Source organism: Zavarzinella sp. (genome assembly GCA_041399155.1).
Lineage (GTDB): Bacteria > Planctomycetota > Planctomycetia > Gemmatales > Gemmataceae > JAWKTI01.
Genome location: JAWKTI010000002.1, coordinates 916,927 through 930,703 on the forward strand (window position 1 = coordinate 916,927; position 13,777 = coordinate 930,703).

Here is a 13,777-nt window from a genome sequence, read left to right on the forward strand (position 1 = left end):
TTCTTCCTTCAATGGGCATCCAATGCAAGTGGGATTTTTTGGCAGGCAGATGAGTGCTCCCAGCTCCATACAGGCCTGATGGAATTCACCGATCTGCTTTTCTGGCAAAATTTCCTCTGCAATCTGCCAAAGCCATTTTTCTGCGGTTGAGGATTTAAGATTTTCGCGATAGCCAAAAATCTGGCCCACAGGCGGCGGGTATTTGCTTCAACGATGGGCAGTTTTTGCTCAAAAGCCTGTGCCAGTACCGCACCCACGATGTATCGCCCCACCCCAGGTAGGGCAGTCCAGAAATCCGCATCGGCAGGTGGTTCTTCGCCATACTTTGAAACGATTGTTTTCGCCGCACGGTGCAGGTTACGGGCACGGGAATAATAACCTAGCCCCTGCCACTGGTGCAAAACATCCTGTTCAGAAGCATTTGCAAGATCACTCAGTGTGGGAAAACGCTCGATGAATGATGCAAATCGACTTTTCACCGTTTCCACGGTTGTCTGCTGCAGCATCACTTCGCTCAGCCAGATTGGGTAAATTTCTCTGGTGGCACGCCAGGGGAGGACACGCATCTCTTTACGAAACCAACGACGTAACTTTTGGACGGTTTTCGTTGGAATCTTATGCATAAGAAGGAATGCGAAAATTATGTTCTTGGGCGGCGGAAATATTTCGAAAGTGCATCGGCAGCAGCAGAAGAACTATCCTGAATTGGCTTCTTCTCATCCGGTTTTTCGCCAGGTTTCGCACCCAAAGCAGGCATTTCCATGACAGTTGTAGCTTCCGCATTGAACTGTTCTGTGGTGGTTTCTGTTGAAGAATCTGATTCGTCATCCAGCAACATCATGGCTGCCATATCATCGTCGGCCTGTGCGTCAAGGCCTTTAGAAACAGCTTTTGTGACAACTTTTGCAGGCATTACGATCTGAATTTTTGAACGCCAGCGGCCCCACCTTAACCAGATCGTCCTCTTTAATTTCCCGTTCCCCAGCGATTTGTTCACCATTGACAAAAGTGCCGTTGGTGCTGCCGAAGTCACGTACAAAAACACCTTCTTCACGAACAAAAAAACCGCAATGTTGTTTGCTGATCGCAGGAGAAGCAGGTCGCAATTGGCACTGGGGATCACGGCCAATTAAAAACTCCCCAGTCAACACGGGGATTACTTTCCCTGCATGAACACCATCGGCTACAATCAGGTTCAATTTCATCACTTCACCTACCTAGTAAACTGCTTGGCGATTGGCGGAGAGACTTTTGGCAAAAAATATTAAATTACGTGGAACTTTTCCAATTGTACTTTCGTCCAAAATAATGCACGAGTCCAAAAGATTAAGATTCGCAAACGCAATCTCATATCCCTATTGTACCAAAATAGTACCCGTATTATCTACGGCAGTAACCTATTATTCACATAAGCTTATTGAATCGGCAACCGATCATGAGAAATTTCCAATTTCTACATCCAAAAAATCTCATCTTGCATCGGCAAACACAATTTACCATGGTTATCAGGCAAATTTTGTGCCTAACCGTACTAATTTTCACCGCCTGTGGGGAAAGACCCACTACTTTAGATCCGAAAACACCCAGTAAGTTTCATGAAATATCGATGAACTGCTACGTGGTGGGCGATTTTGATCCCGAATTGCTGCGTCAATTTGCCGAATCCTGGCAGGCACAGCACCGTGCCAAAATTCAGGTAAAAACTGGCCCCTGGGACGGTAAAGACGGCTTTGCACTGATCAATCCTGCAACACTTGGCCAGTTTGTTGATCAGAATTGCCTCATTCCAGTACCAGGAACCCTTACTGGGTTCTCTTCAAATTACCGCTGGGACGAAATTTTATACTCCCGCCAAATTTTGCGATGGAACGATCAGGACTTTGCGCTGCCTTTCAGCACGCGGTGCCTGTTAATGGTCTATCGCAAAGACGCATTTTCCAAAGAAAATGCCGTGCCGGAAACGTGGGAACAATTGGTTTCTTACTTGAAAAATAACAGCGGAAAACTGGCCCACTTGCCAGTGGCATGGCAGCAATGGCTTTTTTACCAGATAGCCGCCGACTACGATGCCTCTGCAGTGACCCAGATCGCCCCGGGTGCGACAATTACCGATGAATTCTTCGCTTTCCATTTCGATCCTAAAACAACACAGAACCGTCTGGATCGACCGGCATTTGCCGAAAGTGTGTCTGTATTGCAAGCACTTTATAAAAATTCTGCTGCAGAAAATGCCTTGCTGTCTCAATTAAAAGACAAAACCGCCACCTGTGCGTTGGTGACACTGAAAGAATTAGGTGAAATAGCCAACGATCCTGAACTGCGGGAAGCAATTGGAATCATCGCGCGCCCAGGTGCTGAATCGACTTTTTCGCCACAAAACCAACGCCTGCCTGTACTTACGAGCAAAATGAATCGCCTGCCCTACGTGGGTGATGGTGGGGTTATTGCGGTGGTTTCAAAAAATTGCTCTCACCCCGAGGCAGCATGGGATTTTCTCACTTCTCTAACCAGCCCCGCAGAAAGCATCCAGAAATTGATTGCCAACCCACGTGGGGGTGTCGGACCCACCCGTGCGGTCCACCTCGACCCTCGTTCACGCGATGCCTGGTTAAGTTACATGCTGAACAGTGAACAAACAGAACAACTAATGCGTGCTGTGAAAGACAGCTATCCCGCTGGAGTACAGAATGCGAAAAAAGTATTGCGACTGCCCATAAACGATGAACTTGGTGCGATTCTTCAACAAGAATTACAGCGGGCGATAAAGGAACAATCTCCCGCACCAGAGGCTGTGAAGAAGATTTCTGAATCCTGGAAACAGAAGATGGCACCAATTCCTTTGCCAGACCGACTATTGATGCTGAGCAAAAATCTGGGGCTTTGACAGTTTTTGCCCAGATTGTGCCATTAATGGTTAAAATTCATCCAACAAAGCCGATTGATGAGAGGATTCTCATTAGGTCTTAGTGTTAGTGCAGCATTTCCTATATCACCATACCTGATCTTAAGTTCTTGCCAGATAAGTGGTTGCAGCAATGGTATCGAGTAGGTCGAAAAATTGGTAAAATATCTCGGACTATACTGTAATTCGGCACAGTTATTGCATTAGCTTAGATACAAGAATTACGTGCAGAAAGCATCGGAGGGGAAAAATGCGTCTTCTTGCAGCATTACTACTGATAGTGACCATTGGGTGCGACGAACAATCAGATCAAGCAAGTGCTACTGGCAGTTCCACCGTACAGAAAGGGACTGGCGCTGGATCGAATTCAACGAAGACTGGTTCACCAGGTTTTGTGAAAAAAAGTTCAGAAAGCACGCAAACGGATTCTACCTCCGTTTCATCGCAAGAATTGACGCAACAGCCGCCTGTAGAGAAGACAGATCCTCCTGAAGAGCCGCCAATGCCCAAACCGGAAAAAGACCCACCGATTCCAGAAAAGGCGAAACCGCTGAATGCCGCGAAAACGCTGTACTTCGAAAACATTGATGGGGTGCGGAAAGTTCATGTTCTGGCGGAAGTGTGCCTGCGCGAAGGAATGCTGGAAGTGTTGCTCTGCAAAAATCAGACGAAAGAGCACGAATCGATTCTTCGCACTGCCGTGGATGCCCGCGAAATCCATTTTGCACTGGTGGCGATGGGTGCCAAACCAGGTAGTGTGGTGAAATTTGTACCAGAATTTGTGGCACCAAAAGGGCCAAAAATGAAAATCAGTCTGACGTACCATATTAATGGAAAGCTATCAACGGTAGCAGCTCAGGAATGGATTTTGAACAAGAAAACTGAAAAGGCTCTGGAGCACCCCTGGGTGTTTGCTGGCAGCCGATTTTTGAAAGATCCAGATCGTCCCAATGATCCGCCTTTTTATACTGCAAACAATGGTGAGTTGATCGTCCTTTCTAATTTCCCTGATGCCATGCTTGATTTGCCAATTCGCAGCCCGAAAGAAGAAGCGGATCTGCTTTACGATATTCGCACAAAATTGGTGCCCCCACTCCTGACAAAGGTGCTGGTGACGTTTGAATTGGCTAAAGAAGAAAAATAGCCACAAAAATGAAAATGCTTTCACATGTCAATTTGTGCCGATTTTGCCAGTTTTCCCAGCCTGCCTAACTTCCGTTAATTCTTGAATTTTCGTTCAATCATGCTTAAATGCATTAAGGTTGATTCACACCAGTTGAGAAGACTCCATGAATAAATTGTTCACTTTTGCAGCACTGGCTTGCTTTGCCAGTTCTCTCCACGCACAGGAAAGCACGTTTCCCACAATCGATAAAGTGGTGGCAGGCGCCAAGACTTATGATGGACTCTTCAAGCTGTATCAGAAAGGCGACAATCTGTATGCCGAGCTGATGCCCAACCAGCTAGACCGTGGGTACATGATTACCATTTCGTTCGCACGCGGTGGGGAAATGTTCGCCGGCCATTCCTGGAACAGCGATGAGCAGTGGGTCATTTATTTCAAACGGGTAGGCGACAGAATCCATTTGATTCGCAAAAATGTTCGTTATACTCCCGGAAAAGGACCATTAGCACGTGCAATCCAGACCACCTATACCGATTCGGTATTAAAGGCATTGGATATTGCTGCAACCAACCCGATTCGCAATTCGGTGTTGATCAACCTGAACGATATCTACATGACCAACTTTGCCGATCTGCCATTCGGTGCATTCGACCCACGCCGATCAAGCTGGCACCAGGTAAAGGCCTTCAAGAAAAACGTAGAGTTACAGGTATCTGCCGTGTTCAGTGGTGGCCGAGTTACGAATTCCGTCATTGATTACCGTGGCAACACAATGATCCTGCACTACGGCATCATTGAACTGCCAGATACGAACTACAAACCACGTTTTGCTGATGATCGCGTGGGCTATTTCGTTACCGCAATGAAAGATTTTAATAATCCCAGTCTGGATACTGCGTTCGTTCGTCTGGTCAATCGCTGGCGACTGGAACGAAGCGATGATTCGCCTTGGAAAGAAGGTGCTCGTCTGGTACCTCCGAAGCGAAAGATTGTGTTCTGGATTGAAAACTCAGTACCTGTCGAATACCGTGCTGCGGTGCGGGATGGCATTCTGGAATGGAATAAGGCATTTGAAAAAATCGGCTTCCGCGATGCCATCGAAGTGCGACAGCAGGAAGATGAGGAATTTGATCCGGAAGATGCCACCTACAGCACCTTCCGCTGGATTACCACCGATCAAAGTTATGCCATGGGGCCTTCACGTGCCAACCCACTGACTGGCGAAATCATCGATGCGGACATCATTTTTGATGCCAGCATGGTGCGTTATTACCGAAAAGAACAGCGTGTCTATCACACCGAACAGGGCTTCACCCGCCATGTGGACAGCACCATCCAGGCTGCCCGACGTGGTTGGATGGTGTTGCCTCAGGCCACCAAACTGGCAGGCAGTTGGGATACCCGCACACCCATGGGTGTGAATCATGACGACTATGCACGAATTCGCAGTCTTCGTTCCGGAATGTGCCAGTGTGCCTCCCACAAACAAAGTGAGCTGGGTCTGGCGTTAATGGCAATGCAGATGCTGCACAATCTGAAACCTGGCGATCCCATGCCAGACGACATGGTGCAGCAGGCAATTAAAGAAACCGTCATGCATGAATTGGGTCACACATTGGGGCTTCGCCATAACTTCAAGGCCAGCACAATGTTAAAAAATTCCGAACTGCACGATACTTCGATTACACAGAAGCGAGGTTTGGTGGGCAGCGTGATGGATTATAACCCTGTGAACATTGCTCCAAAGAATGTGAAACAGGGAGATTACTTCACCACAACACTCGGACCGTACGACTACTGGGCAATTGAATACGGCTACATTCCACTGGAAGGTGGAACATTTGGCGAAGCAGATGCACTGAAGAAAATTGCCAGTAAATCTGCCCAACCAGGTCATGATTACGGCACCGACGAAGACCTGATGAATGCTGATCCCTTCATTAATATGTGGGATCTCGGTAATGATCCTTTGCAATATGGCAAAGAACGCCTGCAGTTTGCCCAGGAAATGGCCAAAAAATTAAGCGAAACTGCAGTTACAAATGGTGAAAGTTACCAACGGGTAACAGATACCTTTGCAAAAGTGCTCCGACAGTACGGCGATGCCGCTTTTCTGGCCAGCCAGTATGTCGGTGGGGAAGCTGTTCACCGTGATCATAAAGGCGATCCGAATGGACGTGACCCTTTCGTTCCAGTGTCTCCCGCAAAGCAACGAGAAGCACTCGCATTTCTGCAATCGACGATTCTGAATGATCAGACTTTCCAGTTCCCACCGGAACTGTTGCGAAAGCTCACCACCGAAAAGTGGTTACACTGGGAAAGTGATGAAAATTTAATGAGAAGCCCCCATTTCCCACTGAATGAGCGGATACTGGGCATTCAACGGATTGCTTTCCGTGAATTGCTTTCCGATCGCACATTAAATCAGATTCAGAATGTGGCTCTGAAAACAGCGGGTGACGAAAAGCCCCTGACTGCGGCAGAAGTATTACGCAGTCTAACCGATGGCACTTACACCGATGCACCACTGCCAGGTGGGAAAGCAGTGGCCAGCACGCCCATCCGCAGGAATATGCAGCGTGCTTATCAGGCAGAATTAAAACGCCTTGCTTTGACTGGCAGCAATGCAGACGCACGCAGCCTTGCCCGCATGCACCTGCGTGAAATTGACCGCCGTATGCAGGATAGACTGAAAGAGAAGAACCTGGACGAAACAACGAGAGCCCACTACGAAGACTCTCACGAGCAGATTGCGAAGATTCTGGCAGCTACAATTGTGCAGGAATAATACAGGTGCCCGTATAATCTAAAAAATTACGGTAATCTATGTCGATTAGGAAGGTGAGAATATTTGTGCTGAATGTAGTGGTTGTATCAACTGAATAGCTCATTTAGATCGTATGATCTCTATTCATTTGTCAATTTGGACATCCTGCATGAATTACGCTGATTGGGCACAAAATACTATTTGACAAGCATAGAGAACTTATATCGAATATGAGTTGTGATAAACAATTCCTTTGGTAGGATTCGTGCTGATTGCGATAGCAGAACCGACATCAATGTGGCATTCTAATTGATAGAGTACGCCTGATTGCTAGATCTGTTAGAGCCAAACTATGTTGAATCCTCAGGATAATGAGGAAGGATTCAATTACGACCTGAAGGAAATAGGACCCATCTCTGATCCGCAGGATACTATTATCCTGGCGAATCAATCAACGTTGCCCGATATCCTGCCGCACGAAATAAACAGTGCGTTGCCAGATATTGGTTCGATGCTGAACGACTTCATCCGAATCGAAGGAGTAATCGCACATGCCAGACACAGTATCGTTTACAAAGCATTCCACCAGAAACTGGGTATGGAAGTTGCTGTAAAAATGCCGAATCTGCAGGATGCCCAGCAGATTTATGTGCTGCAATCGTTCTATGAAAACGAGGTAAGCATCCTGGCAAAATTAATTCACAATAATATTTCCAGAATCGTTTACTTCGATCAGTTCAATGACTTGCCGTACATCGTTACCCAGTATGTGGAAGGGAAATCCCTGACTGAGGTGATGAAAGCACACCAGATGCAGCCCCAGGTGGGCTACTGTCTGAAGGTAGCAAGCACCACCTTGTCTGCGTTAAACTTTGCCTGGAAACGGGGAATCATCCATCGTGATATCAAACCCGATAACCTGATTTGTCGCCCTGATGGCCAACTAACGGTGATCGACTGGGGACTTGCAGCTGAACGCGACGAATACCTGCCCGTACATTCGGAACGGAATATGTATCGCTATCTTGGTTGTCCGGCATTTCAGGCACCAGAACTGGCACGTCCCGGTGGACGGTTTGATTCGCGGGCCGATATTTACAGCCTGGGTGCGATGATGTATTTTCTGGTTACTGGCAAGTATCCATTTAATTACACCAAAGTGGAGCAGGTGCTGTATGCCCACCTGCACTACGAGCCAATCCCACCACATGAGTTGGTTGCGAAGCCGGGAATGTTGAAGTTGTCCGATCTGATTATGCGGATGATGGCCAAAAATCCGAACCATCGTCCCAGCATTCGCGAAATGCAGGAAGAATTCACACTAATTAGCGAAGTTGTCGCCCAACCCCGCACCCGCTATTTGTTCGGCCAATAATTTGTGGGGCTTTTTGTTTCTGCAGGGTTGCCTGCAAATCAAGGCCGGGAAAGTTCAGTTCGCTAACATTCTAACACTGTGTTGATGGTACGGGTTTTCGCTGGACTTGTCACTTCTGGCGTGGTATAATGTACACAACGTTTTTTTTGTGATCCTACCTACTGAATCATTCCGGCTGGAGCTTTGCATGTCTTTCCCTCTCAATCGTCGTGGTTTTTTACAGGCAGGTGCTTTGGGTGTGGGCTCGTTGTCGTTCTCCAACCTGTTGCGACTGCAGGCCGAAACGCAGAATCACAGTTCAAAAGACCACCCAGCGGTCATTTTGTTGTGGCTTCCAGGTGGTGCACCCCACATGGAAATGTACGATATGAAGCCGGATGCACCGGAAGACTATCGTGGGGCATTCAAGCCAATTGCTTCCAATGTACTTGGGATCGATGTTTGTGAGCATCTACCGATGCATGCCAAAATCGCCGATAAGTTTACTGTGATCCGTTCGGTGCACCACAATTTCAGCGACCACGGTGGAGGGCACAAGAAATTCCTGACAGGGCGCGACCCCATGTCACCGGTGGGGTTCGTCAACGATTACCCCATGGTCGGTTCGCTGGTTTCCAAATCATTTGAAAATCGCGATGTCGGAATGCCAAACTATGTGGCAGGTATGGATAACGGCCGGCAAGGAATTGACACCTTCAGCTTTGGTGCTGCCTATTTGGGTCGCGCCACCACACCGTTCATGGTGCCCGGTGACCCATGCGATGCTAAGTTTGGTGTGCAGAACTTGTCGATTCCGGCTGAGCTTGCCGATCGCCTGGGTGATCGGCGAGATCTATTGAAGAAATTAGATACTGTTCGTCGCGATATTGACCAAAGCGGGGCAATGTCTGCGATGGATGCGTTTGACAGAAAAGCAGTGGAACTTGCTACCAGCACGAAGGCTCGCGATGCATTTGATCTCAGCAAGGAACCGATGAAGCTGCGGGAACGCTATGGTTGGCACCGCTATGGTCAACGGGCATTGTTAGCTCGCCGATTGGTGGAAGCGGGTTGTACCTTTGTCACCATGGTGCTGGAAAATCCATCCCCCCCAGGAGAGTCTTTTCCAAAAGAAGCTACCTACAACTGGGATTCCCATGCGGTGAACTGCCACATCTTCGAAGACAGCAAGTTTCGTTTTCCCTATTACGACCGTGCTGTCACTGCGTTGATTGAAGATATTTACGCACGCGGGCTGGACAAGCGAGTGATGGTTATTGTCACTGGTGAGTTTGGTCGAACCCCACGGATCTCTTACTCAGTGGGCACCCAAACCAAAGTGCAGCAACCCGGTCGGGATCACTGGCCGCAGTCGATGTCAATGATTGTTTCAGGCGGTGGAATGACAACCGGGCAGATCATTGGTTCCACCGATTCGAAAGGTGCCCATCCAAAAGATCGCCCATTGACACCCAACGATTTATGGGCAACGATGTATGCCCACTTGGGGATCAATCCGGAACATTCTTTCCCAGACCATACTGGCCGTCCCATGCCAATTCTTCCCGAAGGAAAAGTTATTTCGGAACTGAATATCTAGATACCGTTCTGGTTTCAATTGCATATCATGCCAGTGAATACAAACCCAGCTTTTCCTGGATCTGAACACCATAATGAATCCACGACATTTTATCTATTCGCTTTTGACAACAATCAGTGTTATAGCTGTTTATTGCTATCTTCCAGCTGAAGACGCCAAGCAGGTTTCTAAATCGCAAACGCTGGAACAGGAGCTGCTGGCAGAAGGGGCTGCCTCGCTAGCAAAAGCGGCTCTAGCGAATGGCGATCCTGTCCGCGGCGCTACGCTGTTTTACCAGCCGTACCTTGCCTGCTCCAAGTGCCACGATCCGCAGGATCAGAAACTACGAATTGGGCCCGATCTTGCCAAACTTTCCAAGCCGACGACAGCAGAGCACCTGATCGAATCAATTCTGGAGCCTTCCAGGGTAATCCACAAAGGTTTTGAAGGAATCACTATCACATTGCTGGATGGTTCCACTGTAAAAGGTATGTTGTTGGAAACGAAGCCGGGTGAATTAGTTGTTCGCGATGCAGCTCGGGACTTCGGGAAAGTCACTATTGCAGTGAAAGATATTGACACCCAAAAACTGGATAGCGTATCCCTGATGCCCACAGGCCAGGCGAATCAACTGACGACGAGACAACAATTTTTAGACATTGCCCGGTATCTGATTGATATCAACACAAAAGGGCCTTCGCTGGCAGATGAATTGCGACCAAAGCAGATTTCGCTGGTGCGTGCTCCACTGCCAGCATACGAAAACGATCTCGATCATGCGGGTCTGATTGCCGACTTGAATACAGACAGCTTGAAACGCGGTGGGGAGATCTATTCACGCATCTGTATGAATTGTCACGGCACGAAAGATAAGCCTGGCTCTATGCCAACGTCATTGCGGTTTGCGGAAGGTGTGTTTAAAAGTGGATCAGACCCGTACAGTATGTATCGCACCTTGACGCATGGTTTCGGACTGATGCCACAGCAGACACTACTTGTGCCACGTCAAAAATATGATGTCATCCACTACATTCGCGAAACATTTTTGAAGCCAGCCAATCGTTCACAATACTTTTCCGTGAATGAACAATACCTTGGCAGATTGCCGAAAGGTAAAGGACGCGGCCCAGCACCGTCGACGATTTTGCCCTGGGTCGCAATGGATTATGGATCCAGTTTAAACAACACTTATGAGATCAGCCGCGATAAATCGAATTTTGCATACAAGGGAATCGCGGTTCGTCTGGATGATGGGCCAGGTGGTATCTCACGCGGTCAATATTGGATGGTTTACGACCACGACACCATGCGGGCTGCTGCAGCGTGGACAGGGAAGGGTTTTATTGACTGGCAGGGGATTCATTTTGATGGTCGACATCAGGCACATCCGCACATCGATGGTCAGATTCAATGGACTACACCGCCTGGGCCAGGCTGGGCCAATCCCTCCGATGGTACTTTTACCGATACACGTATTCTCGGCCGCGACAATAAACACTACGGCCCATTGCCGAAACAATGGCTGCACTACAAAGGCCAGTATCGCTTCGGTAACAAGATCGTTCTTGATTACACCGTTGGCACAACGAAAATCCTGGAATCACCGCGTCTTGCTGCAACAATGCCGGAAAGCGTATTCACACGCATCTTCAATATCGGTCCACGAGATCAGGAAATGGTGTTGCGAGTTGCCCAATCACCTGCAGGGGCGACGAAATTAGAAACGAATCAACATCCAAAAGCGGGTCATCTGGCTATCCTGGTGCCTGCCAAAGAAACTCAGCCGAAGGAGCCTGCAAAAGGTAAGATTCAGTTCAACGGATCATTGTATCTTGAAGCTGCCAAGCCAGATGATTTCGACATGACGCAGAAAGATTTCACGATTGCCGCTCGCATCAAGACGAACCGCACAGGCGTCATTTTTGCAAAAACCGCATCAGGCGAAAAGTGGGTTCCGGATGGCAAAGGGTTTTTTATTCGAAATGGCAAACTTGTTTACGATATCGGCTGGGTGGGTGCCGTCACAAGCCGACGTTTAGTGAATGATAATCGTTGGCATGATGTTGCGTTGTCATGGGAAGAAAAAAGCGGTATGGTAACTATGTACATCGATGGCAAGCGAGATTCCAGCGGAATTTTGAAGCCAAAAGCGGTTGCGAAAGGTCAGAAGGTACGCATCGGTTTTGCTGCTCCCAATTTTCCGAACCCCGAGCCGTTCCAAGGTGCCATCGCAGGAATACGGTTTTATCAACGCAAGTTAAGTGAAGATGATTTCAAAGCCGGTTTCGCAAAATTACCTGAAGATAAAGCACTGATTGCTTCCTGGAATTTCGATGCCGCCAGCTCTCCTCTGGTGAATGACCAAAGCGGTAATACCCATGATGCCAAGGTTGTCTTGGCTCTCGATGCAGATTCACAGCCGGGAATGCTGGTAGCTGGTCTTTCCGAAAGCGGGCAAGGACTCCAGTTTCGTATCGGTGTCGATGGTGATCTGCAACTGGTGATACCAGCGGGCAAAGACTCACTTCAATTTCAACTCTGGCTGTCGCGGATTGAAGACAAAACAGCGATCGACAAGCTGGGAACACAAGTCGCTTCGATAGAAGCATCAGTCGATTTAGCTCCGCTGACAAAAGGCGGATCACCGCAGTGGCCTGGGTTGTTGCGTACGCAGTTCACAAAGGGTGCTGATGATAACGCGTTTGCAATCGATATTCTTACCCTGCCAGTAAGTAATCCCTGGGCATGTCAGATTCGACTATCCGGCCTTGATTTTTATCCGGAAGGAAATCGCATGGTGGCCTGCACTTGGGATGGCGATGTCTGGGAGATAAAGGGTATCTCGGGCCAGGGCGAATTAACCTGGCAACGTATTGCATCCGGTTTGTTCCAACCGCTGGGAATCAAAATTGTGGAGGGAAAGATCTATGTTTGTTGCCGGGATCAACTGGTCATTCTAAATGATCTTGATGGTGATGGTGAAACAGATTACTATGAAAACTTCAATAATGATCATCAGGTGACCGAGCATTTTCACGAATTTGCGATGGGCCTGCAAACAGATTCAAAAGGCAATTTCTATTACGCGAAAGCGGCCCGGCATGCCTTGCCAGCAATCATTCCGCACCATGGGACATTGCTGCGAGTTGATAAAAACGGCTCGAAGACAGATATTCTAGCAACTGGCTTTCGTGCACCAAACGGAGTTTGCCTGAATACGGATGGCACGTTTTTTCTGACTGATCAGGAAGGCCATTGGACACCGAAGAATCGCATCAATCATGTGAAAGTAGGTGGATTTTACGGTAACATGTTCGGCTATCATCATCAGATCGATCCATCGGACAGCGCAATGGAATTGCCATTGTGCTGGATTACCAACAGCTTTGATCGATCACCATCGGAACTGCTCTGGGTACCAGAAAACACCTGGGGACCGCTTGGTGGATCGCTGATGAATCTGTCTTATGGCTACGGAAAAGTGTACGTTGTGCCCCATGAAACAGTCAACGGGCAGATGCAGGGTGGTATGTCTGAATTACCTCTGCCTCAGTTCCCTACGGGTACGATGCGTGGCCGCTTTAATCCGACTGATAAACAGTTGTATCTATGTGGAATGAATGCCTGGGGAAGTAATCAGCAGCAACCAGGCGGGTTTTACAGAGTTCGATTTACTGGTAAGGAAATGGCGGTTCCCCTTGATCTGCAGGCAAGTGAGAAGCAAATGACAATTCGCTTCAGCAGCAAACTGGATGCGAAAGCTGCTGCCGACGCAAGCCAGTATCAAGTGACGGTGTGGGATTTGAAACGGAATGCCAATTATGGCTCAAAGCATATCAATGAACGAAAGTTGGAAATCAGCTCAGTTGATGTAAGCCCCGATGGATGCTCAATTACATTGAAATTGCCGAAATTAGAGCCCACGTGGGGGATGGAAATAAAATATTCGTTGAAAACCGCCAGTGGACAGTCTGTCCGCAATTCGATCCACAGTTCGATCTATCATTTGAAACCGAAGAAGTGATCTGTTGAACAATTTTTGCTAATAT

9 protein-coding genes are annotated in these 13,777 nt (G+C 48.1%); 6 read left to right on the forward strand and 3 right to left on the reverse strand.

Features of this window, described 5'->3' with window-relative positions:
- Window positions 1-8: 8 nt before the first annotated feature.
- The 3 genes from R3B84_13830 to R3B84_13840 are packed head-to-tail and all read right to left on the reverse strand — an operon-like array spanning window position 9 to window position 1,205.
- Window positions 9-623 (reverse strand): hypothetical protein, encoded by a 615-nt coding sequence (locus R3B84_13830; GenBank protein ID MEZ6141647.1) that lies wholly within the window; start codon window positions 621-623, stop codon window positions 9-11.
- A 17-nt stretch (window positions 624-640) separates the two neighbouring features.
- Entirely contained in the window at window positions 641-913 is a 273-nt protein-coding gene (locus R3B84_13835) for a hypothetical protein (protein MEZ6141648.1), read from the reverse strand.
- Window positions 879-1,205 carry an FHA domain-containing protein gene (locus R3B84_13840; GenBank protein MEZ6141649.1) on the reverse strand — a complete coding sequence of 109 codons (327 nt, stop codon included), beginning with the start codon at window positions 1,203-1,205 and terminating at the stop codon, window positions 879-881. Before R3B84_13840 ends, R3B84_13835 begins: the two co-directional genes overlap by 35 nt.
- A gap of 401 nt (window positions 1,206-1,606) precedes the next feature.
- On the opposite strand from R3B84_13840, the gene R3B84_13845 reads away from it, so the two are divergent.
- The 6 genes from R3B84_13845 to R3B84_13870 all read left to right on the forward strand — a co-directional run bounded on the left by R3B84_13845 (window position 1,607) and on the right by R3B84_13870 (window position 13,752).
- Window positions 1,607-2,884 (forward strand): extracellular solute-binding protein, encoded by a 1,278-nt coding sequence (locus R3B84_13845; GenBank protein MEZ6141650.1) that lies wholly within the window; start codon window positions 1,607-1,609, stop codon window positions 2,882-2,884.
- A gap of 268 nt (window positions 2,885-3,152) precedes the next feature.
- Complete coding sequence (locus R3B84_13850; GenBank protein ID MEZ6141651.1) at window positions 3,153-4,046, forward strand: YdjY domain-containing protein; 894 nt, start codon at window positions 3,153-3,155, stop codon at window positions 4,044-4,046.
- Window positions 4,047-4,191: 145 nt separating this feature from the next.
- A complete protein-coding gene (locus R3B84_13855) occupies window positions 4,192-6,816 on the forward strand; it encodes a zinc-dependent metalloprotease (GenBank protein ID MEZ6141652.1) in 2,625 nt (874 codons plus the stop codon).
- 331 nt (window positions 6,817-7,147) lie between these two features.
- Window positions 7,148-8,170, forward strand: a complete 1,023-nt coding sequence (locus R3B84_13860; GenBank protein MEZ6141653.1) for a serine/threonine-protein kinase — start codon at window positions 7,148-7,150, stop codon at window positions 8,168-8,170.
- Between the two features lie 187 nt (window positions 8,171-8,357).
- Complete coding sequence (locus tag R3B84_13865; GenBank protein ID MEZ6141654.1) at window positions 8,358-9,749, forward strand: DUF1501 domain-containing protein; 1,392 nt, start codon at window positions 8,358-8,360, stop codon at window positions 9,747-9,749.
- 73 nt (window positions 9,750-9,822) lie between these two features.
- A complete protein-coding gene (locus R3B84_13870; protein MEZ6141655.1) occupies window positions 9,823-13,752 on the forward strand; it encodes a DUF6797 domain-containing protein in 3,930 nt (1,309 codons plus the stop codon).
- The last annotated feature ends 25 nt before the right edge of the window (window positions 13,753-13,777 follow it).